24 protein-coding genes are annotated in these 23,723 nt (G+C 67.9%); 13 read left to right on the forward strand and 11 right to left on the reverse strand.

Features of this window, described 5'->3' with window-relative positions; all coding sequences use genetic code 11:
* Positions 1-112: 112 nt before the first annotated feature.
* Both ACIBGM_RS39255 and ACIBGM_RS39260 read right to left on the reverse strand, forming a co-directional pair.
* Positions 113-313, reverse strand: a complete 201-nt coding sequence (locus ACIBGM_RS39255; RefSeq protein ID WP_396388432.1) for a hypothetical protein — start codon at positions 311-313, stop codon at positions 113-115.
* The gene (locus ACIBGM_RS39260; RefSeq protein ID WP_360534505.1) at positions 310-1,050 is read right to left on the reverse strand and encodes an SDR family oxidoreductase; all 741 of its coding nucleotides are present in this window, start codon (positions 1,048-1,050) and stop codon (positions 310-312) included. The genes ACIBGM_RS39255 and ACIBGM_RS39260 overlap by 4 nt, the downstream gene beginning before the upstream one ends.
* 132 nt (positions 1,051-1,182) lie before the next feature.
* Between ACIBGM_RS39260 and ACIBGM_RS39265 the strand changes: the two genes are divergently transcribed.
* Positions 1,183-2,367 (forward strand): low temperature requirement protein A, encoded by a 1,185-nt coding sequence (locus ACIBGM_RS39265; RefSeq protein ID WP_396388433.1) that lies wholly within the window; start codon positions 1,183-1,185, stop codon positions 2,365-2,367.
* Here the strand turns inward: ACIBGM_RS39265 and ACIBGM_RS39270 are convergent.
* A complete protein-coding gene (locus tag ACIBGM_RS39270; RefSeq protein WP_360534501.1) occupies positions 2,325-3,002 on the reverse strand; it encodes a response regulator transcription factor in 678 nt (225 codons plus the stop codon). The genes ACIBGM_RS39265 and ACIBGM_RS39270 overlap by 43 nt on opposite strands.
* Positions 2,999-4,387 carry a sensor histidine kinase gene (locus ACIBGM_RS39275; RefSeq protein WP_396388434.1) on the reverse strand — a complete coding sequence of 463 codons (1,389 nt, stop codon included), beginning with the start codon at positions 4,385-4,387 and terminating at the stop codon, positions 2,999-3,001. The genes ACIBGM_RS39270 and ACIBGM_RS39275 overlap by 4 nt, the downstream gene beginning before the upstream one ends.
* A 57-nt stretch (positions 4,388-4,444) precedes the next feature.
* On the opposite strand from ACIBGM_RS39275, the gene lipA reads away from it, so the two are divergent.
* From lipA to ACIBGM_RS39290, 3 genes are all read left to right on the forward strand, one after another.
* Entirely contained in the window at positions 4,445-5,401 is a 957-nt protein-coding gene (lipA, locus tag ACIBGM_RS39280; protein WP_360534497.1) for a lipoyl synthase, read from the forward strand.
* A 17-nt stretch (positions 5,402-5,418) separates the two neighbouring features.
* Positions 5,419-6,117, forward strand: a complete 699-nt coding sequence (locus tag ACIBGM_RS39285) for a DUF4191 domain-containing protein (protein WP_360534495.1) — start codon at positions 5,419-5,421, stop codon at positions 6,115-6,117.
* Positions 6,118-6,432: 315 nt separating this feature from the next.
* On the forward strand, positions 6,433-7,728 hold the full coding sequence (locus ACIBGM_RS39290) for a cyclopropane-fatty-acyl-phospholipid synthase family protein (RefSeq protein ID WP_360534494.1): 1,296 nt from the start codon (positions 6,433-6,435) through the stop codon (positions 7,726-7,728).
* A 3-nt stretch (positions 7,729-7,731) separates the two neighbouring features.
* Here the strand turns inward: ACIBGM_RS39290 and ACIBGM_RS39295 are convergent, their stop codons facing one another.
* The gene (locus tag ACIBGM_RS39295; protein WP_360534492.1) at positions 7,732-8,193 is read right to left on the reverse strand and encodes an RDD family protein; all 462 of its coding nucleotides are present in this window, start codon (positions 8,191-8,193) and stop codon (positions 7,732-7,734) included.
* A gap of 191 nt (positions 8,194-8,384) precedes the next feature.
* Between ACIBGM_RS39295 and glnA the strand changes: the two genes are divergently transcribed.
* Complete coding sequence (glnA, locus tag ACIBGM_RS39300; protein WP_360534490.1) at positions 8,385-9,809, forward strand: type I glutamate--ammonia ligase; 1,425 nt, start codon at positions 8,385-8,387, stop codon at positions 9,807-9,809.
* 692 nt (positions 9,810-10,501) lie between these two features.
* Here the strand turns inward: glnA and ACIBGM_RS39305 are convergent.
* Positions 10,502-10,867 (reverse strand): hypothetical protein, encoded by a 366-nt coding sequence (locus ACIBGM_RS39305; protein WP_360534488.1) that lies wholly within the window; start codon positions 10,865-10,867, stop codon positions 10,502-10,504.
* A gap of 121 nt (positions 10,868-10,988) precedes the next feature.
* On the opposite strand from ACIBGM_RS39305, the gene ACIBGM_RS39310 reads away from it, so the two are divergent.
* The gene (locus ACIBGM_RS39310) at positions 10,989-11,426 is read left to right on the forward strand and encodes a DUF6228 family protein (RefSeq protein ID WP_396388435.1); all 438 of its coding nucleotides are present in this window, start codon (positions 10,989-10,991) and stop codon (positions 11,424-11,426) included.
* 48 nt (positions 11,427-11,474) lie between these two features.
* Here ACIBGM_RS39310 and ACIBGM_RS39315 read toward each other — a convergent pair whose 3' ends face one another.
* Complete coding sequence (locus ACIBGM_RS39315; RefSeq protein WP_360534484.1) at positions 11,475-14,201, reverse strand: BTAD domain-containing putative transcriptional regulator; 2,727 nt, start codon at positions 14,199-14,201, stop codon at positions 11,475-11,477.
* Between the two features lie 96 nt (positions 14,202-14,297).
* Here ACIBGM_RS39315 and ACIBGM_RS39320 point away from each other — a divergent pair, with 96 nt between their 5' ends.
* The 4 genes from ACIBGM_RS39320 (at position 14,298) to ACIBGM_RS39335 (ending at position 16,068) form a co-directional block, all read left to right on the forward strand.
* Entirely contained in the window at positions 14,298-14,603 is a 306-nt protein-coding gene (locus ACIBGM_RS39320) for a hypothetical protein (RefSeq protein WP_396388436.1), read from the forward strand.
* Between the two features lie 122 nt (positions 14,604-14,725).
* Positions 14,726-15,172, forward strand: a complete 447-nt coding sequence (locus ACIBGM_RS39325; RefSeq protein WP_396388437.1) for an acyl-CoA thioesterase — start codon at positions 14,726-14,728, stop codon at positions 15,170-15,172.
* Positions 15,173-15,242: 70 nt separating this feature from the next.
* Positions 15,243-15,566: an OsmC family protein gene (locus tag ACIBGM_RS39330; protein ID WP_396388438.1), complete on the forward strand. Its 324-nt coding sequence runs from the start codon at positions 15,243-15,245 to the stop codon at positions 15,564-15,566.
* A 232-nt stretch (positions 15,567-15,798) separates the two neighbouring features.
* On the forward strand, positions 15,799-16,068 hold the full coding sequence (locus tag ACIBGM_RS39335; protein ID WP_360534476.1) for a hypothetical protein: 270 nt from the start codon (positions 15,799-15,801) through the stop codon (positions 16,066-16,068).
* Positions 16,069-16,199: 131 nt separating this feature from the next.
* Here the strand turns inward: ACIBGM_RS39335 and ACIBGM_RS39340 are convergent, their stop codons facing one another.
* The gene (locus ACIBGM_RS39340; RefSeq protein ID WP_396388439.1) at positions 16,200-16,655 is read right to left on the reverse strand and encodes a hypothetical protein; all 456 of its coding nucleotides are present in this window, start codon (positions 16,653-16,655) and stop codon (positions 16,200-16,202) included.
* Positions 16,656-17,161: 506 nt separating this feature from the next.
* Between ACIBGM_RS39340 and ACIBGM_RS39345 the strand changes: the two genes are divergently transcribed.
* The gene (locus ACIBGM_RS39345) at positions 17,162-18,007 is read left to right on the forward strand and encodes an SAM-dependent methyltransferase (protein WP_360538924.1); all 846 of its coding nucleotides are present in this window, start codon (positions 17,162-17,164) and stop codon (positions 18,005-18,007) included.
* A gap of 39 nt (positions 18,008-18,046) precedes the next feature.
* Here ACIBGM_RS39345 and ACIBGM_RS39350 read toward each other — a convergent pair whose 3' ends face one another.
* A complete protein-coding gene (locus ACIBGM_RS39350) occupies positions 18,047-18,388 on the reverse strand; it encodes a hypothetical protein (protein ID WP_360538927.1) in 342 nt (113 codons plus the stop codon).
* Between the two features lie 768 nt (positions 18,389-19,156).
* Here ACIBGM_RS39350 and ACIBGM_RS39355 point away from each other — a divergent pair.
* Both ACIBGM_RS39355 and ACIBGM_RS39360 read left to right on the forward strand, forming a co-directional pair.
* Complete coding sequence (locus ACIBGM_RS39355) at positions 19,157-19,531, forward strand: nuclear transport factor 2 family protein (protein WP_360538930.1); 375 nt, start codon at positions 19,157-19,159, stop codon at positions 19,529-19,531.
* Positions 19,532-20,067: 536 nt separating this feature from the next.
* Positions 20,068-20,577 carry an FUSC family protein gene (locus ACIBGM_RS39360; RefSeq protein ID WP_396388440.1) on the forward strand — a complete coding sequence of 170 codons (510 nt, stop codon included), beginning with the start codon at positions 20,068-20,070 and terminating at the stop codon, positions 20,575-20,577.
* Between the two features lie 540 nt (positions 20,578-21,117).
* Here ACIBGM_RS39360 and ACIBGM_RS39365 read toward each other — a convergent pair.
* Together ACIBGM_RS39365 and ACIBGM_RS39370 are read right to left on the reverse strand one after the other, a co-directional pair.
* Complete coding sequence (locus ACIBGM_RS39365) at positions 21,118-22,992, reverse strand: glycoside hydrolase family 76 protein (RefSeq protein ID WP_396388441.1); 1,875 nt, start codon at positions 22,990-22,992, stop codon at positions 21,118-21,120.
* Positions 22,993-23,093: 101 nt separating this feature from the next.
* Positions 23,094-23,717: a DUF2252 family protein gene (locus tag ACIBGM_RS39370; RefSeq protein ID WP_396388443.1), complete on the reverse strand. Its 624-nt coding sequence runs from the start codon at positions 23,715-23,717 to the stop codon at positions 23,094-23,096.
* Positions 23,718-23,723 lie beyond the last annotated feature (6 nt).

Genomic DNA, 23,723 nt, shown 5'->3' on the forward strand with positions numbered 1-23,723 from the left:
AAGTGGTTCCAAGTTAGTGACACGGTGCCCACCCACACGTCGGCCCCCAGGGTGATCACGCAGGTCATCCGTACGGCGGACCTGGTGACCACTGGGGGCCGACCTGGGGAGGTCAGGCGGTGGCGTCGCCCTCCAGCGCCTCGACGGCGCCGAGCAGGCTGCGCTCGGCGGCCTGCTCGTACGCGAGCTCCGCCGGGTCGGTCCTCCACTCGCTCGGCGGCAGCGCGGCCTGCTCCTCCGGGTGGCTGGCCTCGGCCATGCTCAGGTCCGCCTCGACCTCGTGCTGGAGCTCGTGCAGGAAGTCACCGCTCATGACGGGTTCCACTCCCCGTAGTGGATCCGGCCGAGGGTGGCCTCGCCGATCGGCACCAGCGAGTCCTCCGTCACCTTGGAACCGAAGTAGGTCCCGTCCGGGTCCGTGACCACCTCACGCTTGTCGCCCAGCTCCGCCAGCGCCTTGCGGAAGAACTCGTCCATCCGGTACCGGTCCGGCCCGGCGATGTCCCGGCGCCCGTTCAGCGGCTCGCCGACGGCGGTCTTGGCGACCTGGTCGGCGACGTCGTCACCGGCCATCGGCTGCCAGCCCACCGGCGGGATGTGTACGCCGTCGTCCTGCGTCGAGGTGTCCGCGATCGCCTTGACGAACTCGAAGAACTGCGTCGCGTGCACCAGCGAGTACGGGATCCCGGACTCCTTGATCAGCTTCTCCTGCGCCAGCTTGGCGGCGAAATAGGCGTTCTCCGGCATCCGCTCGGTGCCCACGATCGACAGCGCGACGTGGTGGCCCACGCCGGCCTCGGCCTCCGCAGCGAGCAGGTTCGTGGTGGACGTGGTGAAGAAGTCCATCACGGCCTTGGCCTCGAACGACGGTGAGTTGGAGAGGTCGACAACCACTGCGGCGCCCACCAGCACCTCGGCCAGGCCTTCGCCGGTGAGCGTGTTCACCCCGGTGTTCGGCGCCGCCGCGACGGCCTCGTGCCCGTGTGCCTCGAACCGCCGTATCACCTTCGAACCGATCAGCCCCGTGCCACCGATCACCACGATCTTCACAGCCACTCTCCTGTCCCCGGACACCCCGCTGGCGACCGGTCGCCAGCTATGACAAGACAGCCCGCGAGCTTGTGACGGTCACAACCGGCGGGTCTGTGCTGTCTTCGCTCGAGACCGAGAGGACCCAGACCGTTGCCCACTGCACCCAGCCGCTTCCGGATCCGGATGACCGCGCGGCCGATCGACGAACCGCACCGCACCGCGAGCCCGCTCGAGCTGCTGTTCGACCTCACCTTCGTGGTCGCGGTCGCCGCCGTGACCGCCGAGTTCGCGCACGGCATCGCCGACGGTCACCCGGCGGTGGTCGAGTTCCTGATGGTGTTCTTCTGCATCTGGTGGGCCTGGATGAACTTCACCTGGTTCGCCTCCTCCTACGACACCGACGACGTCCTCTACCGGCTGCTGACGATGCTGCAGATGGCCGGGGTGCTCGTGCTGGCCGCCGGAGTCCCGGCCGCGATCGCCGAGTCGGACTACCGCGCCGTGCCGTTCGGCTACCTGATCATGCGGATCGGCCTGGCCGCCCTGTGGTTCCGGGCCGGCTACGAGGATCCGGAGCGGCGGCGTACGGCGTTCCGCTACGGCAGCGGGATCCTGATCCTCAACGCGTGCTGGATCCTGACGCTGCTGCTGACCGACATGGCGTTGTGGCTGTTCGTCGTACTGGTCGTGTTCGAGCTCGCCGGACCGCTGTGGGCGGAGCGGCCGCGGGCCACCACCTGGCACCCGCACCACATCGCGGAGCGCTACGGGCTGTTCGTGATCATCCTGCTCGGCGAGAGCGTGCTCGCGGCCAGTCGCGGCGTCCAGAGGGCACTCGCGGCCGGTGACATCAGCAGCTCGTTCATCCTGGTCGCCGGCGCCGGGCTGGTCCTGCTCTTCGCGCTCTGGTGGCTGTACTTCCTGCACCCCGCCGGCCACGGCCTGAGCAAGCGACGAGCCGCGTCGTACCGGTGGGGCTACGGTCACTTCTTCCTGTTCGCCGCGCTCGCCGCTGTCGGGGCCGGGCTCGAGGTCGCCGTCGAGGAGGCCGCGCACCACTCCACGTCGACGACCGTCGGTTTCGCCGTCGCGATCCCGGTCGCGGTCTACCTGCTCACCCTCTGGCTGGTGCACGCGCCGATCATCGACCCGCCGGTCACCTCGCCTGCCTTGATCCTGAGCAGCGTCGCACTCGTCCTGCTGCTGCCGCTCGTGCTGCCGCCGGTCGCCGTGGTGGTTGCCGTCTCGGGCGTCGCCGTACTGCTCGTCGCCCTGGTGATGGCCCGCGCGAATCAGCTCGCGTCGTCGCCCGGGGTCACCAGTCCGCACTCGTAGGCGAAGACGACGGCCTGAACGCGGTCGCGGAGGCCGAGCTTGAGCAGGACCCGGGAGACGTGTGTCTTGACGGTCGCCTCGCCGACGTACAGCTGGGACGCGATCTCGGTGTTGGTGAGGCCGCGGGCGATCAGGCCGAGCACCTCGCGTTCGCGGTCGGTCAGCTCCTCGAGCAGGTCCGGCCGGTAGACGCGCTCGCCGCCGCCGGTGAACCGCTTGATGACGCGCCTGGTCACCTCGGGGGCGAGGAGGGCGTGCCCGGAGTGCACCACCTGGATCGCGTCGACAAGATCCTCCGGCGCGGTGTTCTTCAGCAGGAATCCGCTGGCCCCGGCCCCGAGCGACTCGAACAGGTAGTCGTCCCGGTCGAACGTGGTCAGGATCACGACCTTGCCGGCGTCCGCGGTGACAATCTGCTGGGTCGCGGTGATGCCGTCCATCCCGGGCATCTGCACATCCATCAGTACGACGTCCGGCCGCAGCGCCAGCGCGAGCTCGATCGCCTTCTCGCCGTCCGAGGCCTCGCCGACCACCTCGATGTCCGGCTCGACCGACAGGATCATCCGGAACCCGGCGCGGACCAGATCCTGGTCGTCCACGAGCAGCACACGCATCGGGGCGGCGGTCTGAGTCATGCCGAATTCTCCTCCTTGGCCAACGGTCGGTGCTGCGGGTCGAGCGGGATCCGGACCCGGACCCGGAAGCCGCCGACCGGGCGCGGGCCGATCTCGGTCTCGCCACCGAGAAGTCCGACCCTCTCACGGATCCCGACGTGGCCGAGCCGGCTGCCGACCGGCGCGTGCTTCGGCCGGCCGTCGTCGATCACTTCCAACTCCACCGAGCCACCGAGATAACGCAGCGTGATGTGCGCGGTGCGGGCAGTCGAGTGCCGCCGTACGTTGGTCAGCGCTTCTTGGGCGATCCGGTAGACCGAGACCGACACCGTCTCCGGCAGCTGGACCGGCGCGCCGATCTGGTGGAACCCGACCGACAGGCCCTCGCCGTTCACGTCTGCGATCAGCGCGGGCAGCCGGTCGGCACCCGCCTGCGGTTCCTTGGCGGCGGGCGAGTCGACGTCCAGGTCGGGGTCGGCCGCGCGGAGCATGCCGAGCAGCTGACGCATCTCGTTGACCGCCGTACGGCTGGAGTTCTCGATCACACTGAGCGCGCTCTTCGCCGCGTCCGGATCGGCATCCATCACCCGGCGCGCTCCCCCGGCCTGCACGCCGATGCTGCTGATGTGGTGGGCGACGACGTCGTGCAGCTCCCGCGAGATCCGGAGCCGCTCGTCGATCACCGCGCGGCGGGCGTTGGCCTCCTGCTGCGAGGCGAGCTCGGCCGCCTGCTGCTCCAGCTCGTACCGCTGCCGCGCCGTACCCCACGCGGTCCGCCCCCAGAAGTAGGCGCCGAAGAAGTAGAGGACGTTCAGCGCGAGGGTGAGGATCACCCCGGAGACGTACGGCGAGAGCAGGCCGTCGTTGGCGCCCTTGAAATCGTCGTTCCGCAGCGCCTGGACGAAGCTGATCACGAGCCAGCCGAACATCCCGACGAAGACCAGGCCGACCGCGGCCTTCATCAGCCGCCGGTCCCGCGACCACGCGACCGCCGCATAGATCGCCATGAACTGGGCCGCCTGGGTGACCAGGTTGCTGGCGAAGGCGAACGTGGCCCGCTCGCCCGCGACCACGAAGAGCACTGACACGATCAGCAGCACCGGGATCGGCCAGCGGCGCCGGAAGCACAGCGGCAGCGCGACGGCGGCACTCAGCACGTACGCCTCGACCCCGCCGATGCCCAGGCTGACCGGGTTCGGCGCGACCCCGCGGGCCAGCTCGGCCCCGATCACGCCTGCCACCGCCATGCCGATCCCGAGCAGGACGTCGTACTTCTGCTCCTTGGCCGTCGGCGCCGGCCGCACCCAGCCACGGACGGTAGTTCCGGTCGCAGGCGGCGTCCCCGGCTCGGACACCTTCACTTCCCCGGTACGGCGTTCGGCCGGGGACTCGGCCGTGGTCGACATAGTCCATCAGCCTACGGGCCGATCGGTGCTGTCCTGGGGACGCGTACCCTGGAGGGCGTGACGATCGCCCCAGAAGGACGGAAACTGCTCAGGCTCGAGGTGCGCAACGCGGAGACCCCGATCGAGCGCAAACCCGAGTGGATCAAGACCCGGGCGAAGATGGGCCCGGAATATCAGGCGCTGCAGAAGCTGGTGAAGTCCGAGCAGCTGCACACGGTGTGCCAGGAAGCCGGCTGCCCGAACATCTTCGAGTGCTGGGAGGACCGCGAGGCCACCTTCCTGATCGGCGGCGACCAGTGCACCCGGCGCTGTGACTTCTGCCAGATCGACACCGGCAAACCCGAGGCGCTGGACCGCGACGAGCCGCGCCGGGTCGCCGAGTCGGTCCGGACCATGGGCCTGCGCTACGCGACCGTGACCGGCGTGGCCCGCGACGACCTCGAGGACGGCGGCGCCTGGCTGTACGCCGAGACGATCCGCCAGATCCACGAGCTGAACCCCGGCACCGGGGTCGAGATGCTCGCGCCCGACTTCAACGCCGTCCCGGAGCAGCTGGCCGAGGTGTTCTCCTCGCGGCCGGAGGTGTTCGCGCACAACGTGGAGACGGTGCCGCGGATCTTCCGCCGGATCCGGCCCGGGTTCCGCTACGAGCGCTCGCTGAACGTCATCACCCAGGCCCGCGACTACGGCCTGGTGACCAAGTCGAACCTGATCCTCGGCATGGGCGAGACCCGCGACGAGGTAAGCCAGGCGCTGCGCGACCTGCACGCCGCCGGCTGCGAGATCATCACCATCACCCAGTACCTGCGCCCCTCGGTGCGCCACCATCCGGTCGAGCGCTGGGTCAAGCCCGAGGAGTTCGTCGAACTGCAGGCCGAGGCCGAGCAGATCGGCTTCGTCGGAGTCATGTCCGGTCCGCTCGTGCGTTCGTCGTACCGGGCCGGTCGGCTGTACCGTCAGGCTGTGGAGTCGCGGATGAGCTCCGCGGCCCCGAACGCCGCACAGAACGCATAAACAGGGATCTGGGAGAGATGGCCAAGAACGACGCGCCCGCCGAGAAGAAGACCAGCCGGCTCAAGCAGATCCGGTCGGCGTACCAGCTGACCAAGAAGTCCGACCCGAAGATCGGACTGGTGCTCGCCGGGATCTTCCTCGGCATCGTCGCGGTGTTCGTCGCGCTCGCCATCTTCGTCGGGCCGCTGCTGGTCTGGCTGCCGCTGGGTGTCGCGCTCGCGTTCCTGGCCACCACGATCATCTTCGGCCGCCGGGTCGAGAAGGCCGCGTACAGCCAGATCGAGGGCCAGGCCGGCGCGGCCGCGTCCGCGCTGCAGACGCTGCGCCGCGGCTGGAACGTGACGCCCGCGGTCGCGGTCACCAAGAACGCCGACATCGTGCACCGCGTGGTGGGCCGGCCGGGCATCGTGCTGGTCGGCGAGGGCCAGGCGAGCCGGGTGAAGAACCTGCTGCAGGCCGAGGGCAAGAAGCACACCCGGGTGGCCGGCGGCGCGCCGGTGATCCAGATCGTGGCCGGTCAGGGCGAGGACGAGATCGACATCCGCAAGCTGACCAAGCACGTGATGAAGCTGCCGGCCGCGCTGCAGCCGTCCGAGATCACCGACCTGCTGCAGCGGCTCAAGGCGCTGGACGCCGTCCGCCCGCAGGTGCCGATGCCGAAGGGCCCGATCCCGACCAGCCTCAAGGGCGCCCGCCAGGCCATGAAGGGCCGCTGAGTAGATTCAGCGCCTCCTCGTTCGTCAGTCGAAGGACCGCCGGAGGGGAAGTCGGCGTACGTCGGGCTGCGGTTCGGCCGTGGGGTGAGCGGGTCGCGCGGGCCGAGGACCCGGACGGGAACCGGCTGATCCTCGGCCAGCGGGCGTCCGAGGGTGCCTGAGCGCTCTCTGTGGGTGAGATGCCGGTAACTCGGCAGCCGCTCAGCAGTTGATCTGTCGTGACGTGGCACGAGTGTGCCTTCGTGTCGCGCAGTGGGGTGGCTGGTTGGCCTTAAGGTGCGACCAGGACGGAACGAGGACACGAGGTTGACGACCATGACGGATCTCCTGCCGGTGGCTGTGCACCAGCCGGCGACCGAGACGTGGCCCACACTGGCCCGCCCGCGGTCGAACCCGGTCCGCCGGGCGGGCGCCGCGGCCGCGATCCGGATGGTCGCGAAGGACCTGCCGGCCACGATCCACCTGGACAGCAACCGCTCGTACGGACTGGGCGGCCCGGCGATGCGCGTGCACCGGACGTCGGCGTTCCTGGACCGGCTCGGGCACGACGCCGGGTCCGGGTTCGGCGAGGCCTACCTGGCCGGCGACTGGGATCCGGAGCCCGGGACCGACCTGGCCGACCTGCTGGTCCCGTTCGCGGAGCGGTTCAGCAACGAGGAGACCCGGCACCTGCTGCCGAAGTGGGCCCAGTCGCTGCGCTGGCTGGTCACCCGGTCCCAGCCCGGCGACCAGGAGAACGACCGGGCCGGCGCCCGGCAGAACGTCAGCCGGCACTACGACCTGAGCAACGCGATGTTCTCCGAGTTCCTCGACCCGACCCTGACCTACTCGGCGGCGTACTTCGGCAACCCAGGGCTGGGCACGTCCGCGGCCGAGCTGGCGACAGCGTCGTACGACGAGCTCACTCAGGCGCAGCTGAACAAGCTCGACGCGATCCTCGACGCCGCCGGAGTGGTGTCCGGGTCCCGGGTGCTCGATATCGGCTGTGGTTGGGCGAGTCTCGCCATCCGCGCCGCTCAGCGTGGCGCCTGGGTGACGGCGATCACGATCGCTTCGCAGCAGGCGTTGCTGGCGCAGCGCAAGATCGCCGAAGCCGGGGTCGGCGACCGGGTGCAGGTCGCGCTGCGTGACTACCGCGACCAGATCGGCGAGTTCGACGCGGTCCTGAGCGTGGAGATGATCGAGGCGGTCGGCGAGAAGTACTGGCCGGTCTACTTCGACGCGATCGAGCGGCGGCTGGCGCCCGGCGGGGTGGCCGTGGTGCAGGCGATCGTCATGCCACACGCGCGGATGCTGGCCACCCGCAACACCTTCACCTGGGTGCAGAAGTACATCTTCCCCGGCGGCCTGATCCCGTCGATCAAGGTGATCGAGGACGTCACCGCCCAGCACACCGGGCTCCGCCCCGAGGTGCTGCGGCACCTGGGCGCCGACTACGCCCGGACGCTGCGGATCTGGCGGAACCGGTTCATCGAGCGCTGGCCGGAGATCGCCCGGCTCGGCTTCGACGACACGTTCCGGCGGATGTGGGAGTTCTACCTGGCGTACTCCGAGGCCGGCTTCCGCACCGGGTACCTCGACGACGTGCAAATCCGCCTGACCAGGCGCTGAGGCCTACCGCCGTACGACGACTGTGCTGGCCGCGCGGTCGTGGAGACCCCGGCGGTCGCGGTCGTAGACGACGGCGGGGATCAGCAGGCAGAGCAGGAAGGCACGGATCAGCCCGGCCACGAGCCCTGGCGGCCCGGGATGGGTCGTGTTGCCGCGGACCGGCGCCACCCGGACCCCGCAGATCCGGTGACCGATCGTGTAGCCGAGCAGCCCGGTCAGGATCGCGGTCATCGCGAAGAACGTGACCAGGTGCGAGGTGCTGTAGTCGTTGCCGCCCGCCCACATCGGCTTGGACGTGATCGCGGACGCGACCAGCCCGGCGATCAGCCAGTCCACCAGCAGCGCGAGCACCCGGCGGCCCCAGCCCGCGACCGCGCCCGGGCCGTCCTCGGGCAGTCCCAGGCGGTTGCCCGGAAACCGGAATTCTTCGGTGGGTCCTGTGCCAGGCTGCGCGGATGGTGCCATGATGGCTAGCCTACGGACACGTCCGGGCACCGGTCACAGCGGACCGGGATATCTCAGGGCGTAAGCGCCGTACACCAGTGGGTCAGCGCGGACACGCTGGGCGTAACATCCGCGAAACATCAGGGTCACCGCCGGGAAACCGGGGGGCCTTACGTTCAGATGCAATCTCTGAGCCACCCCGAGGAGTACGAATGTTTTCCAGCGCTGAGGAGCTGCTCGCCTACGTCAAGGACGAGGGCGTCGAGATCGTCGACGTCCGGTTCTGCGACCTGCCGGGCATCATGCAGCACTTCACCGTCCCGGTGTCGTCGTTCGGTCCCGAGGTCTTCGAAGAGGGCCTGGCGTTCGACGGTTCGTCCGTGCGCGGTTTCCAGCAGATCCACGAGTCGGACATGATGCTGCTGCCCGACCCGACCAGCGCGTTCATCGACGAGTACCGCGGCACCAAGACGCTGGCGATCAACTTCTTCGTGCACGACCCGCTGACCGGCGAGGCGTACAGCCGCGACCCGCGCAACATCGCCCGCAAGGCGCAGGAGTACCTGAAGTCGACCGGGATCGCGGACACCGCGTTCTTCGCGCCCGAGGCCGAGTTCTACATGTTCGACGACGTCCGGTTCGAGACGAAGCAGAACACCGGGTACTACTCGATCGACTCGATCGCCGGCGCCTGGAACACCGGCCGGGTCGAGGACGGCGGCAACCGCGGCTACAAGGTCCGCTACAAGGGTGGTTACTTCCCGGTCGCGCCGACCGACCACTTCGGCGACCTGCGCGACGACATCACGCTGGCCCTGGAGCGGTCCGGCCTGATCGTCGAGCGCGCCCACCACGAGGTCGGCACCGCGGGCCAGGCGGAGATCAACTTCCGCTTCGACGAGCTGCTGAAGTCCGCCGACAACGTGATGAAGTTCAAGTACATCGTCAAGAACACCGCCTGGGCGGCCGGCAAGACCGCGACCTTCATGCCGAAGCCGATCTTCGGTGACAACGGCTCCGGCATGCACTGCCACCAGTCGCTGTGGAACGGCGGCGACCCGCTGTTCTACGACGAGTCCGGGTACGGCGGCCTGTCCGACGTCGCCCGCTGGTACATCGGCGGCCTGCTCAAGCACGCCCCGTCGCTGCTGGCCTTCACCAACCCGACGGTGAACTCCTACCACCGCCTGGTGCCGGGCTTCGAGGCGCCGGTCAACCTGGTGTACTCGCAGCGCAACCGCTCGGCCTGCATCCGGATCCCGATCACCGGGTCGAACCCGAAGGCGAAGCGGATCGAGTTCCGCTGCCCCGACCCGTCGGCGAACCCGTACCTGGCCTTCTCGGCCCAGCTGCTGGCCGGCCTGGACGGCGTCCGCAACAAGATCGAGCCGGTCGACCCGGTCGACAAGGACCTCTACGAGCTGCCGCCGGAGGAGCACGCGAGCATCCCGCAGGTGCCGACCTCGCTGCCGGCCGTGATCGACTCCCTCGAGGCCGACCACGACTTCCTGCTCGAGGGTGGCGTCTTCACCGAGGACCTGATCGAGACCTGGATCGACCTCAAGCGCGAGCAGGAAATCGCCCCGATCCAGCTCCGCCCCCACCCCCACGAGTTCGAGCTCTACTACGACGTGTGATCCACGTAGCCCGCTGACCCGCGGGTAGGTGGCCGAAACGGCGGCCGACCTGGGAACGTCCTTCCGACGTCTCCCATGGTCCGCCGCCGTTTCACGTTGGCATGCGTAACCGACGTGTACTGACACCGGCAGGGTGTACGTCGGTGTCTGTATCGACACCGCCTCCGGTACGGGATTCTGTGCCGAGCACGCTGCCATCGCGGCAATGGTGACTGCCCGTGAGTACAAGATCGCGAGGATCGTGGCCGTCTGGCGAGGCGAGGACCAGGGCCCGTTGCACGTCTCGGCGCCGTGCGGGCCACCGACTGGTCTGCACCGCTGGACTGAGCGTTGCGAGAGCTTGGATCTGCCGCGCTCGCCTGACACCTCCACATCCGGATCGAACGTCGCCACACCGGCCTGCACGCCGGGAGCGTTGGTCGTGGTTCGAGCCCGCCCGCACGGTAGATACCTCGTTCATCGGGAGCCTTCGAGCTCTGATCCGCAGACCGGGGCCGTGGGGATCGCTGGGATCGCGAACGGCTCATCGGAGGGAAGACCGCAGAGTCTCGTCATCAGGGCGCCGCGCGTTCTCGCCAGGGTCCGAACCGGACTGAACACCGGCTAGGAGGAGGGTACAGACAGGTGAAGGTGTTCTGCGGGATCGACTGAGCCGAAGGCCATCACGACATCGCCCTGATCGACGAGTCCGGTCAACTGCTCGCGAAGAAGCGCATCAGCGAGACCGTCGCCGGCAAGAACGCCAGCAACCTCGCCAACAACGACGCCCGCGCACTGCTGGCAATCGCACCACCCCCCGCCGCGGCAGCCAAGCTATCGAAGGCACGGATCGCCGCCGCGCTGCGCCGAGCCGGCCGCCAGCACCGCATGACACCACCGCAGCACAACTCCACGCCGCGCTCCGCGAGCCCCAGCCGCGGCAACCCGACCTGGTCAAACACGCCATGGGCCGCCAGGCACTCGCCCTCCTCGCGGCCCTCGACACCGAGTGCCGCAACGTCGACGAACTCGGGAAAGCCACCCGCCGAGGCGTTCCAGCAGCACTCCGACCACGCCATCATCACCAGCTTCCCCGGACTGGCCGACAACACCGGCGCACGGATCCTGGCCGAACTCGGCGACGACCGCACCCGCATTTGGGAGCGCGCTGCCGTCCCGCGTCGAGCCGGCACCAGTGGCATGCTCTACCTCGTGTTGAGACAGTTGGACGACGGTGTCGAAATCACCGCCGAACGAGGGCGTGGATCCGCCCGTCTTAGTAGCGCCGACAGGCCATGGAACGACGAGGTGCTCGACCTTCGGTGCGAGCTTGCCGATGATGGCGTCAACGCGGCAGCCTGGGTCCGGACGCTCAATGGTGACGGGATCGTGTGGTGGGCAGCTGGGCTGGCGGAGTCGTACCAAGGATGGGACGGCGTACGCGCCTGGGAGTCACTTGAGCACGACCTCCGTATCGACGCTATGCATGACGGACGAGGTCACGTCAGTCTCCGGTTCATCATCCGTGGCCCACGGGGCTACGAACCAGGCGCGTGGGAGGCGTCCGTCGTGGTGACCCTTGACGCCGGCGAGGACATGCGAGGTCTCGTCGCTCAACTCGGCGACTTGGTCTCGTAGCGCGGCCCCAAGTCGGAAGCGCGATCGGCGGCAGAACCGGATGTCCGTTTATCGTTCAAGTGCGAGCGATTGTTGGACTCGGCTGAGTTGATCGTGCAGCGCCGGCGAGGGCACGGTACCGGTTTGATCCCTGAGGGCGCGGGCGTCGTCAAGGTATCGGCCTGCCCGCTGGTGCTCACCTCGGTCGTAGTCCAGCACGGCCATCGCCTCCAGGACGGATGCCGTGCCGCCGAGATGGCGGAGGCGCCGGGACACATCAAGGGCCTGGATCAGCAAGGTCTCTGCCTGTTCGTAATCGCCAGCCAAGACAGCGAGTTGAGCCGCCAACGTGCCGGCCGAGGCAATGCCCTCTTGATAGCCGATGCTTCGGTACGCCGCAAGGCTGCGCGATGCCAAACGGGTGGCCTCCCTGTCGCGTCCCAGTGCGAACTCCGCATGCGCTCGGTAGTCCAGCGCGCTCCCCAACACCATTGGTTCACCGACCTTCTCGGCTTGGGCTTCAGCGTCTCGAAGCAACTCCTCGCCGGCCTCTCGGTCGCCGGTCGCGTGCACGGACCGACCGGCCAGCGCTGTGACGAGGGCAAGCGTCCACGGACGGCCGCAATTCCGCGCCTCGTCCATGGCAGCCAGGTGGTGCCCACCAGCGGCGGCATAGTCACCCCGGGCCCAGGCGGCCATCCCGAGCAGGTTCCGTGCCAGGGCCACCAGCTCCAGATCCCGCAGGGCCATCGCAGCGTCGAGCTGACGGGCCGCATAGCCAACAGCTACGGCCGTATCGCCTTGGGCGAGGGCAGTCGAAGCCAGGATCCGCAGCAGGCGGGCTCGGACATGAGCGTCGGTATCGCCGGTGAGGACCGCGCTCGCCCATGAGCGGAGCTCCGAGAGTTGGCCGTCCAGAAACCAAGGCCAGTACAGGTCGGCTACGAGGCGACCCGCGGATGCCAGACGCTCGGAGATGGCGTAGGTGGCCGCCTTTCGCAGGTCTTCCGCGCTGGCGCGCGCGACCGCGGCCCACGCCGTCGCCTCCTGGGTCTGGATCCGGTCGTTGACTCGTGCCGCGAGAGCTACGTGGTAGTCGAGGTGTTGGTGCAGGGCGTTGTCGCGCATTGTCGGTGTCGCCGTCTCTTCGGCGAACTGTCGCACCGGGCCGAGGAAGCGGTAACGAGCCTGTCCGAGCAGGTCGACATCCCGGGTGAGCAGCGAGCGCCCCAGCAGGTGGTCGACTGCGTCCGGACCGTCGTCCACAACTGCGCCGGCAGCCTCGCGGTCGAAGGATCCTAGGAACACAGACAGAGCGGCGAAAGCCTCCCGATCTCGTTCGTCTAGTAGGTTGTGGCTCCAGCCGATGACGGCCCGCATTGTGCGATGCCTCGGATCACCCGCGAGGGCGTCACCCGCGAGCGCGTCCAGCGGCTGACTCAAACTATCGGCGAGCTGCTCCAGCGACAATGAGGCGATCCTGGCCGCGGCCAACTCGAGCGCCAGCGGAACCCCCTCCAGTCTGCCGACGATCGCCCGCACCCGGTCGGGGTCTAGCTCCACCGCGGGATTCGCGGCACGGGCGCGTGCTGTGAACACGTCGGCGCCAGCAACCTCGTCGAGCCCGCTCAGCTGGACGACCTGCTCGCCGGGAGCCCGTAGCGGCTGGCGGGTGGTCGCAAGGATCTTCAGGTCCGGGCACCGTGACAGCACGCGGGTCGCCAGCCTCGCCACCGCCTCGACGACGTGTTCGCAGGTATCGAGAACAAGCAAGCCCGGCCGCCGGGACACGTAGTCGCCAATGAGATCGATCTCCTGCCCTGGTGACTCCGCCAACTGGAGCGCTCGTGCCACACTCCTGGCGACGGCGTCGCTGACCAGGACGGGTGCGAGCTCCACAAACCACACCGGTCCAGACTCCGGGGGCGCCGCGGCGACCTCGACCGCGAGCCTGGTCTTGCCGATCCCGCCCGGTCCGCTCAGCGTCACGAGTCGGGACACCGCCAGCGCCGACCGTATAGAGGCAAGTTCGCTATCCCGACCAACCAGCGCGGTCACCGGTGCCGGCGGAGCCGCGGCGGAGCGGATGGGTGCGGGCACCAGTGAGGAGTCCTGCGCCAGTACGGCGGCTTCCACGGCACGCAACTCTGGCCCCGGTTCCAGCCCCACCTCGTCAGCGAGATCGCGGCGAGCCTGAGCGTAGGCCGCGAGCGCGTCGGCTTGCCGGCCAGAGGCGTAGAGCGCTTTCACCATGAGGACGCGAAACCGCTCACGTAACGGGTGCTCTTGGACGAGCGCCGCGAGCTCGGCAACCACCGCGGATGCTTGGCCCGCGTCGACCTCCTGCGCCAAGCGTTCCTCTGCGGCGGAAAGGCGCATCTCCTCCAGCCGCGCTGCGTGGGCCCGCGCCCAGGGCTGTTCGACCCACTCCTCTAGGGCAGTGCCATGCCACAGCGCGAGGGCCTCTTCATACCTGCGGGCGCGCACCAGATCCTCGAAGCGTTCCGCGTCGACCGTCCCCCATCTCACGTCGAGCCGATACCCTCCAGGGACCGTCGCGACCTCCTCGGCGCCGAGCCGCAGGCGCAGGTCACGTATGTAGCCCTGGACCAGGTTGGCAGCGGAGCTGGGCAATAGGTCGCCCCACAGGGCCTGCGCGATCCGATCAACGCTGACGGGGTGGCCCCGGTGGACCAGCAATAGAGCCAGCAGGGTCCGCAGCTTGGGTGCGGACAGTTGCACCTCGGCGCCGTTTTCGTCGAGCACCCGCAGATGGCCCAGCACCTGGTAGTCCATATTCGAAGCGTACGGACAGCGCCGGCTCCAGCGGGACTCCAGCCCGAGTCCAGGAGGCGCAGTCAGGCTGATGGTGCCACGACCAAGGAGGAAACCATGGTCATCCACATCGTCCGCTTCCGGTCCGCGCTGTCCGACGAGCGCATCACAGAGCTCTTCCACCTCCGCGCACGCGAGTACCTCGCCATTCCCGGGCTACTGCAGAAGTACTATCTGCGCTTTCGGAGCGGTGAGTACGGCGGCGTGTACGTCTGGGACTCCGCCGCGTCGATGGAGCGGTTCATGACCGGCGATCTCGCCCGTTCGATCTGTGACGTCTACCGCGTCGAGGAATCCATGCGTGACGTCGCCGACGTCGTGCTCGCGCTGCGAGCCGAGAACGCATCTGTCCAGTCGACCTGATCCGTGGTTCGATCCGACGCCGGGGCTCGTGTGATGACCGCCGCCTTCGCCACCGAACTGTCGATCGACTACGGGCATGCGGAGCTGTTGCCGGTGCACTTCGACGACCTCGACCCGATGGGATGGTCCACAACGCCCGGTACGCGTTACTCGTCGAGCGCGCGTTGGCCACCGTCTGGAAACAACGTGGCCACACGTTTCGAGAGGGTCGGCCCATCACTCCAGACGCCTTCAACGTCGTCAAGGAGTTCAGCATCAGCTACTGTGCGCCGATTCGCGGGACAGACGACGTCCTCGTCCACTCCTGGCTCAAGCACGTCGGCAGCTCCTCTGCCGTCGATGACTTCCGCCTTCTATCCCCCAACGAGCCGACCATCTACGCCGAGGGACGCCGGGTGATCAAGCTCGACCGCACGGCGTTGCGCCCATCGCGGTGCACACCTGAAGCCCGCGCCGTCGCCAAAGCTCTCCTCCGCCGGGCCGGTCCTGCGCAAGGCCGGCAGCAGACATCCGGGTCGAATGACGCAGGACGCACAAGGGGCAGCCGATGGACCAGTTCGACGTCGTAGTGGGCACGGGGCCGTTCAGGTCGGATGACGCCCACGCAATCCAGTTCCCGCATCGCTGGACGTCGGGGGAGTGACCGTCGAGGCGTCATTCAGCGGAGTCCATCTATTGCACCTCGCTGCAGCTGCGTGCGTTCTCAATGACATTTACCGCGAGGCCGCCACGCTCGGCCTGCAGATTGACGGAGTCCGGGTATCGGCCGGCGGAGGCTTCGACACCGAAGCGTGGACATCGACCGGCATCACCTACTCCGCCGAGCTGAGTTCGCCCGCTTCTGCCCAGGGGCTTGCCCGGCTGTTGGACCACGTCGACAACGTTGCCGAGATCCCGCGCGCCATCCGGGCTGGAGCCACCGTACGGAGGTCTAACGTGACACCCCGGCAAGCTCGCGCATAGCTGTCGCCCACTGCGGCGCCCAGGCTCCAGCAGGTTATCCGCTCATCGGCAGTTCCGAGCTTTCGCTGTCGGCGGCATAGCGGATCTTGGCGCGACAGCACGACAGCCGCGAAGCCTCGTTGTCTCTGGGCGTAGCCGCTTGGGCCCTCCTGCCTACACGGTGGCTGACCTCCGGCTCTACCGGCGGGTTTAGCCACCGGATCGACTAGGAGTGGACCTTTAGGAGGCAGTCATGACAACAACCATGCAAGATCAGTCTTCAGTTCGGTCTCCACGTGGAGGCTGGGCTGCACGGATCCTTGTTCGCGAGATGTGGGCCACGCTGGCGATCGTCGCGATGTGGGTGGCCGTGCTCTTCGTCGGCGTTTATGGAGGCGCGGCGACCTTCCACGGCGTCGATTCGAGTTTCAGCAGCATTCCCTCGGGGGTCTTTGTCGCCCTGTTCGCCGCTATCGGCACCGGCTCCGTCGCCAAGCGAGTGTTCGGGCGCAAGTCGGAGTAGCGGCCAAGGCAGGTCGTTCGGTAGTGCCAGGTACCGATCGGCCACGCTCGTGAATCAAAGAGTGGTCAGCCATCGACCGCACATCGGCTGCTTGAGCGGATCGCGGCTAGATGAGTGCGTGTGCGAAGCAGCTACATCGCAATGTCGTAGTGAGCCGCGAACCATCGGCGAAGCCGGTTCGGGTCAGTGACGTAGGCCTGGCCCGGCCAGTGCGCCCACTCGATGCGGTTTGGGAAGTCGAGTCGGACAACCGCGAGCAACTTGCCATCGTCGTCAAAGAACTCGGCGGCAACGTCGCCAGTGCACATGCACAGAATGTCGGTGACCTCAGTGACAGAAAGCGCCTCGACCAGATCCCCGACAGCTCCGGGTTCGTCAATGAGCGGGCCGTCTTCGCTGCGCACAACGGATACGTACTTCGCTGTCGTGTCGTCGAGGACGTCAGCGTGCCGATCCGTGGCGAAGATCAGGAATCCGCCGCGCGACAGTTGCACAGATCGCGCATTGGACAGCGCGTCGCGAAGGGCAGACGGATCCCACGAGGGTGCGCCCGAGAACCGGTAGACAGGCTGCTTGCGACCTCGCATGGCGTCCAGTGTCGTTCCGCTGCCCGCGCGGATCAACTGAGATCCGCGGACCGAGCCCGCTCGTAGGTCGCCGTTAAGCCGTCCGCAATTCGGCTGCTTGCATTGGTGTCGCCCAGGGGCGCCATGCTTCCGGCCGGTCGCGAATCAGTTGGCGATGGGACCGTGCTCCGATTATGCCGGCTCCGCTACCGCGGCTACTAGGCCAACCAAATGGGGGTTCGCGATCTACCTGGCCATCAAGGGCGGCTACCAAGACTCCATCCTGCCCAGCGGCTACCCCAGCACCACCGAACAAGCGCTCGGCTGTGCCTGCGGGTCTGTACTTGGACCACCCCACAACCTGACAAGCCCGAATCCGGCGAACCTGCGGCGCAGACTACTAAGTCGAGAAATATCCGGGCTGGTCGGTTCAGCCCCTGGCTGGGGGGTACGATGCGTCGGCGTACCGCCGCAGGGGCTCGACCAGCCCGGCGATCAGGGCAGCACTGATGGAGGGATGTCGTCTCGTGTCAGCGGAGGAGCAGGGCAGTGGCCCGACGGGATCGGGCTCCGAGCGGGAGTGGGCTCCGCCCGGGATCGATGTCAGTGTGCCGCATTCGGCGCGGATGTATGACTGGTGGCTGGGCGGCAAGGACAACTTCGCGTCGGACCGTCAGCTGGGTGAGATGTTCATTCAGGCGATCCCAACGATACGGCTGATGGCGCAGGAGAATCGCGCGTTCATGCACCGGGCGACGCAGTATCTGGTCGCCGAGGCCGGCATCGACCAGTTCCTCGATATCGGCACCGGGATTCCGACCCAGCCGAATCTGCACGAGACCGCTCAGCACCTGAACCGTGCGGCGCGAGTGGTGTACGTCGACAACGACCCAATCGTGCTGGCGCACGCGCGCGCGTTGATGGTCAGCGACCCGCAGGGCCGGACGGCCTATATCGACGCCGACCTCAGCAAGCCCGACCAGATTCTGGCCGATCCGGCCGTGGTCACCACCCTCGATTTGACCCGGCCGGTGGGACTGATGCTCGTCGCTGTGCTCATGCTCCTGAGCGACGAGGAGGACCCCTGGGCCCGGGCTCAGACTTTGATGGACGCGCTGCCCTCGGGCAGCTACGTCGCGATCACCCATCCCGGTCAAGACTTCGACCCGAAAGCGATGGCGGATATCGCGGCCGCGGCTCGAGGCGGCAACCTGACCGTCGTACCCCGGGTCCGCGACGACGTCGCACGGTTCTTCGCCGACTGGGAGTTCGTCGAGCCCGGCCTCGTTCCGGTAATGGCTTGGCGGCCTGGAATCGAACCGGTCGACCCGGCTGCCGCCTACTACTGGGCCGGCGTCGCCCGCAAGCCGTAGGCGGTCTGTGCAAGCCTGGGCAGAGTCTGCGGGGCCGGCTCAGCGCGGCGGACAGGCTGGCGTTCGCGTGAGCGTGGCGCCGGCCCGAGCGAAGGTGTCGACGTTCTTGGGCGCAGCCCGGCATCGGGCCACCCACATGGCTTGGGCGTGCGCGGCGCCCATGTCGTCGGCCTTGTGAGCCGCCATCATGGCCAAGTGGGGCGGCCAGGGCATGACCGGCCTTCGCCGTGGCGGCCAGCGCCTCAGGGCGTTCACGGCAGGCCTTGCCCTGCGCGTCCGGCGCCCCGGTGCATCCGTCACCGGCTTGGTGGTAGTCACACAGGCGATGTCGAGCAATTCCGCGTGACCGTAGGCGACGACCACGAAGATCCGTTCCTGCACGACCCGACGCTATGCCCCCCGCCGCCATCGCGACCCGCCGTCGCGCCGTCCCGGCCACGAATACCCTGCAGTTCCACCTGCCCAGGGACCTCGACATCTACCGGGTGCGCGGAATGCAGGCTCATCGGCTGCTCCGTGCTTCACGGACTGCGGCTGCCGGATGTTCTGGACCCGCGGCTGGTGGAGACTCACGGCGTGGACACGTGGCAGGTCAGGCGGCCCTTCTGGTGGGGGCTTGTGCTCCTCATGGACCGGGATACCCTCAGACGTGCCGAGCCTGACCCATTCTGTGGTCTCTCAGTCCGCGGAAGGGTTGGCGGTGAAGGTCCTTCATGCGCAGGACGTTGATCTAGACGGACATGAGGCTGGTGACGTCATTCCGCCGGCACAGGTTCAGATCGACGTCCGGATCGGTGAGCCCCCGCCCGCCGAGGCGCTTTTTCAGCGGGGCGATCGACGTCCCGTCGGGATCTCACCGTGGGAGACGCCGAGCAGGAAGACGCCCTGGAGATAGGTCCTGGCCGCTGGGCCGTGCATATTTTGATTGCGCACCTGCCGGGTTCGCCGAGACTGTCCGCGTATGGCTACAGGCCATGTAGTCGCCCACGCACTGACATCGGCATGAGCGGATCGCGGTATGTGCGGGCGCATTGCGCGGCAATGAACTACGCAACGGGCCTGGCGGGGACCGTCGACATCGCCCTGCCGATCGAATACCCCGTGGGGGAGGAGCGCTCACTGCCCGCAAAAGGCCTATAGTCGGCGTCGATGAGCCATCCAAACGAGGATCTCCTTCGGGCTGCGTATGGCATGCGCAACCAGGGCGAGGTGTCCGGTACACGGGACCTATTCCGCGACGATGTCGTGTGGCACACGCTCAGCGGTGACGTGCATGGTGTGGATCAGGTGCTCGCCATGCTCGCTGGATCGGACGAGATGGCAGCTGGGTCTATCTCACGCGAAGTCCATGCCCTCTTCGCGAACGACGAGTACGGGATGGTGCTGGTCACCGTTCGGGCCGAAAGACAGGATCGACGCTTCGAGGACCGTCAGGTCCACGTGTATCGGTTCGGGGACGGCAAGATCGCCGAGTTCTGGCTATTCCCGGGTGACCGGCGGGCGAATGAGGAGTTCTGGTCCTAGCCGCGGTAGTCGCAAAGCGCCGCAGGCGGGCCGGAGTCGATTCGCACGGAACTCGGCTGCTCCGTGCGTTGGCCGGCGTCCCCAGGTGGTCGCCAGGCTTCTAGCCTGTTGCGCATCTGTTGGCGGACATGTGTTGCGCATCTGTTGGCGGATCACGGCATTCCGTACTGGTCGGCCCGTTCGCTTCCCGCTGGTCGCGGTTGGCGATCTTCGCGCTGTCGGCGCGGTGCTGACCGCGTGGGGTGTCGGCGTCGGCGATGAGGCTTGGTGGCTGGTCACGGTCTCGGCGCTTGTCGTGACGTTGGGGTCTGGGCTGGCGCTGTACTTTGGCGTGCATCGGTTCATCACCGGTGCGCTGCTCAGCTCCTGGTTCTCATCGCGATCTCGCTGACCCCGGGCTTGCCGCCGACCACATCACGCTGAACCCGTGGTCCCAGGCGCTCGCGTGGCTGGTGGGGGCGGCGCTTTGGTTCGTGTTGGCCACGCTGGTGTGGCTTGCCCGGGGCCGTCCCGAGCAGCCGCCGGCGGTTGCCGAGATGCCTACCGACACGACGCGGCGCGCACTCACGGCGCCGGTCGTGCTCTACGCGGTGATCCGGGCTGTGGCGCTGGCCGGCGCTGTCGCGGTCGCGTTCGGCCTGGACCTGCCGTATGCCGACTGGATGCCGCTGGCGGCCATGGTGGCCATGAAGGCGGACCTGCACCAGTCCACCCTGGCCGGCACGCAGCTGGTCGTAGGCACGATTCTGGGTGCCGCCATCGCCGCAGTATTCCTGCTGAGCGTGGATGACAAGCACGTGCTCGAGGTCGTCATCCTCGTGCTCGCCGTGATCGGAGGTTCGTTGAGGTTCGTCAACTACGCCCTCTACACCACAGCCATCGCCGGAACCGCCCTGATCGCCCTCGACCTCGCCAACCCGATCGACCTGGCCACCGAGGGCAAGCGGATCCTCTTCACGCTCCTCGGCATCGCGATCGCGGTCACGGTCACGATCCTCGCGCGCCTGATCCAAAGGCGCGCCGCCAACCGCCAACCCAGCGCTTGAAGAACCAAGCGGGTTCGACTTACCCCGTCCTGCATTTGCCCGTATCGAGCGCGCCGAGCACTCAGATCCGTTGCATTGCTCCCGAAAGATGGGTTCCTGAAACGAAGGAGCCGTCGTCAAGCACGAGGCCGACGTGCTTCGTGTGGTCTGGTTGTAGTGCTCGAACAGCATCCACCAGCCTGAGACCAAGGTCCCACCTGATTTACGTCACGCTGCCCGGGAACACCCGGCGGCGAGCCGCACACGGTATCCCTGATCCTCTACTCCCGTGAGCGCAAGGCGCTGAATCGCAACTACTTCAACACGTTCATCTGGAAGCCGACGCTTGACACCTGCGAGTCCATCAAGGCGGTTAGCGAGTACCTCGGGCATGCCGACCCCGGCTGCGCTCGGTGTAACCGATGTGTACCAGGGCGAGGCCGCAGAAGGTTCCCACGCCTGAAATCGGCCCAGTTCACTCACTTCTACGGCGTCTGAGTTTCCCTGCGCCACAACGGCCGGCCCGGAGCGCGAGTCTCGGGCCGGCCGTCTTTTGGTACGTCAGCCGGTGTAGGTGGCGGTTACGTGGTAGACGCGGCCGCCCCAGCCGTCGTTGGGGAAGGAGTCGGCGATGCGGACGTAGCCGGTCTTGGACGGGCCGAGGTACGGCGTGAGGTCGTACGTCCGGGCCGCCTTGTTCTCGCCGTCGTGGATCTGCTGGGTCTCGATCCCGACCGTGGTCCACTGCTGGCCGTCACCGCTGGCCTGGACGACAAACTCGTTGTCGATCGTCAGCGTCACCGAGGCCGACGTGGTGTCGGACGGGAACGGGAAGCGGTAGACGAAGTACGAGTTGCCGTCGGCGAAGCGGTTCTGGACTCCGTTGCTCTGGGAGCCGTCGGCGTCCCACAGCCACGGGTTCTCGGCCGCCGTACCGGTGTCGAAGTCCACTGTGTGCGCCACCAGGATCTCGGCCTGCGTGGTGAACGACAGCAGCGGGCCGGACGTCGCGGTCACCGTCACCAGGTAGCGGCCGTCCGGCGTACCGGCAGGGATCGCCACGTCGAGGTCAACAGTCGCCCGAGCGGGTACGGCGTTCCCTCGCGGCCGGAGCGTCACGCTCGTCCGGTTCGGCGTCACGGTCCAGCCGGCGGGACCCGAGGCGCGCACGTCGGCCTTGATCGTCTCCCCCGCGGGAGCGGTGGCCTGCAGCCCGGTCTCGAACTCGACCTGCGTCGCACTGCCCGTCGCGGGCATCACCACGGGCTGGGCCGGGGTCATGGTCGCCGACAACGACCGCGTCGGCGGCGGCGTCGGTACGGCGGCGATCAGAGCGCTGAGCGCACTGGCCTGAGTCCGCCAGTCGAAGACGTTCGCGCTGCCGCCGGCCCATCGCAGGCCGAGCCGTCCGGCCGCGTCGCGGTCCTGGTCCCAGACGGAGGCGGCCTGCTGGGCGAGGAAGGCGGCGTACGTGGGGTTGCGGGTGGTGTCGGTGAGGTCCATCCAGTAGCGCAGGAAGATGCCCTTGAACTGCTTCTGGTTGTCGTCGCAGGACCGGCCCGGCGCCTCGCAGGACTCGGTCAGGACGCCGTTGGAGACCAGTCCCCCGGCGCCGATCGCCGAGTCGGCCAGCCGCTGTACGGTCGTCAGCAGTTGCGGGTTCCGGGTCGCTCGGTAGAGCTCGAGACCAGCTCCGATCGCCAGGCCCTGGTTGTAGGTCCACACGGTGTCGCCGTTGCTCTGGCAGGTGCCGGTGTTCAGGCCGTCGTTGACCAGGCCGGCGGAGTTGATCATGCCGCTGCCGGTGAACCAGTTCCACCCTTCCTGAGCGCGGCCGAGCCAGTGCCGGTCGCCGGGGATCCGGTTGTGCAGCTCGGCGGTGAGCCGGATCCACAGTCCGTTGGTGACGGCGTTCTTGTAGGTCCGCTCGGCGTCCCACCAGACGCCGCCGCCACAGGTGTCGTCCCAGTAGTCCTCGACGTACTCAGCGATCGTGACCGCCATGTCGAGGTACTTCGGATTCCTGGTGAGGTCGTAGGTCTGGATCCAGGTCAGCCCCCACCACTCGGAGTCGTCGATGGCGCGGCTGGTGAAGTTGCCGAGCAACGGGTCACCCGACAGGTAGCCGGCCGGGAACACGCCCTTGTCCTTCTCGAACGTGTTGTCCAGCTGCGGCAGGTACCGGCGATCGCCGGTGCGCTGCATGTAGTCGCCGATCGTCTGCAGGGCGACCGCGGAGTTCCACCAGCTGGACGGGAACCACGCCTTCACCGGCTCGTACGAGCTCATCAGGACGTCGGCAGCGACTCGGGCCCGCGCCGTCGCCGTCGGACCGTCGGCACTTCCCCCTACTTCGGCGGCCGCTGGCGACACCAGCCCGGCGCCCAGCGCCACCGCGCCGGCAAGCAATGCGCACAGAACGCGCGAACGACTCATGATCGGATCTCCTCGAATGCTTCAGGGCGGCTCGGCTGACCGAGGTTGGAAACGTTTCACCGAATCTCGCGCCAGTATCGTCGCCGCCCCAGACAACGATGTCAATGGCGCGCGGCAACCCGGCCTGAGTCGACGGCGGCGGCGAGCGCCGCGTGGTCGCGCTCGTTCTGGTCGGCGTACGTCGTGGCGAAGCCGGCCACCGCATGGTCGAAGCGGTCGGACTTCCCCAGGTACGCCGCGATCGCGAATCGGTCCCCGGAACGGGCATGGGCCCGGGCCAGCGTCCAGCCGCACAGGCGGGCGTACAACTGCATGCCTTCGGGGTTCATGTCCTCGACGTCGACGGAGAGCTTCCAGTCGCGGAGCTGGCGGACGTAGTAGTCCTGCTCGCCGTCGGCTGCCTCGGCGCGCAGCCACCCCAGGAAGATGTCGCTGGCGGCCCGCATCAGTCGCTGGCCGGCCACCACGCGCTTGCCCTGATTGCTGTGCTCCGACGGACCGGCGTACTCGCTCAGGACCGAAGGACCGGCCTGTTTCGCTTGCAGCACAAGGAATTCGTCACCGACGGTCGACTCCATCAGGAGGATCCACGCCCGGGTTCCGACGCTGCCGACACCGACCACTTTGTGCGCGACGTCCACGAGGCGGAAGTGATCGAGCAGCCGCCGCCGATCCGCTTGCAGCGTGTCGCGATAGTCCGCGACCTTCCGCTCGCCGGACGACATCGTGGC

Source organism: Kribbella sp. NPDC050470, from assembly GCF_044458365.1.
In the GTDB taxonomy this organism is placed as follows: Bacteria; Actinomycetota; Actinomycetes; order Propionibacteriales; family Kribbellaceae; genus Kribbella.

Excerpts from the sequence above, each read along its gene's own strand:
- ACIBGM_RS39255 (WP_396388432.1), bottom strand. The coding sequence starts at position 313 with ATGAGCGGTGACTTCCTGCACGAGCTCCAGCACGAGGTCGAGGCGGAC.
- ACIBGM_RS39270 (WP_360534501.1), bottom strand. The coding sequence starts at position 3,002 with ATGACTCAGACCGCCGCCCCGATGCGTGTGCTGCTCGTGGACGACCAG.
- ACIBGM_RS39275 (WP_396388434.1), bottom strand. The coding sequence starts at position 4,387 with ATGTCGACCACGGCCGAGTCCCCGGCCGAACGCCGTACCGGGGAAGTG.
- ACIBGM_RS39285 (WP_360534495.1), top strand. The coding sequence starts at position 5,419 with ATGGCCAAGAACGACGCGCCCGCCGAGAAGAAGACCAGCCGGCTCAAG.
- ACIBGM_RS39290 (WP_360534494.1), top strand. The coding sequence starts at position 6,433 with ATGACGGATCTCCTGCCGGTGGCTGTGCACCAGCCGGCGACCGAGACG.
- ACIBGM_RS39295 (WP_360534492.1), bottom strand. The coding sequence starts at position 8,193 with ATGGCACCATCCGCGCAGCCTGGCACAGGACCCACCGAAGAATTCCGG.
- glnA (WP_360534490.1), top strand. The coding sequence starts at position 8,385 with ATGTTTTCCAGCGCTGAGGAGCTGCTCGCCTACGTCAAGGACGAGGGC.
- ACIBGM_RS39305 (WP_360534488.1), bottom strand. The coding sequence starts at position 10,867 with ATGGCGTGGTCGGAGTGCTGCTGGAACGCCTCGGCGGGTGGCTTTCCC.
- ACIBGM_RS39310 (WP_396388435.1), top strand. The coding sequence starts at position 10,989 with ATGCTCTACCTCGTGTTGAGACAGTTGGACGACGGTGTCGAAATCACC.
- ACIBGM_RS39315 (WP_360534484.1), bottom strand. The coding sequence starts at position 14,201 with ATGGACTACCAGGTGCTGGGCCATCTGCGGGTGCTCGACGAAAACGGC.
- ACIBGM_RS39320 (WP_396388436.1), top strand. The coding sequence starts at position 14,298 with ATGGTCATCCACATCGTCCGCTTCCGGTCCGCGCTGTCCGACGAGCGC.
- ACIBGM_RS39325 (WP_396388437.1), top strand. The coding sequence starts at position 14,726 with ATGGTCCACAACGCCCGGTACGCGTTACTCGTCGAGCGCGCGTTGGCC.
- ACIBGM_RS39335 (WP_360534476.1), top strand. The coding sequence starts at position 15,799 with ATGACAACAACCATGCAAGATCAGTCTTCAGTTCGGTCTCCACGTGGA.
- ACIBGM_RS39340 (WP_396388439.1), bottom strand. The coding sequence starts at position 16,655 with ATGCGAGGTCGCAAGCAGCCTGTCTACCGGTTCTCGGGCGCACCCTCG.
- ACIBGM_RS39355 (WP_360538930.1), top strand. The coding sequence starts at position 19,157 with ATGAGCCATCCAAACGAGGATCTCCTTCGGGCTGCGTATGGCATGCGC.
- ACIBGM_RS39360 (WP_396388440.1), top strand. The coding sequence starts at position 20,068 with ATGCCTACCGACACGACGCGGCGCGCACTCACGGCGCCGGTCGTGCTC.
- ACIBGM_RS39365 (WP_396388441.1), bottom strand. The coding sequence starts at position 22,992 with ATGAGTCGTTCGCGCGTTCTGTGCGCATTGCTTGCCGGCGCGGTGGCG.
- ACIBGM_RS39370 (WP_396388443.1), bottom strand. The coding sequence starts at position 23,717 with ATGTCGTCCGGCGAGCGGAAGGTCGCGGACTATCGCGACACGCTGCAA.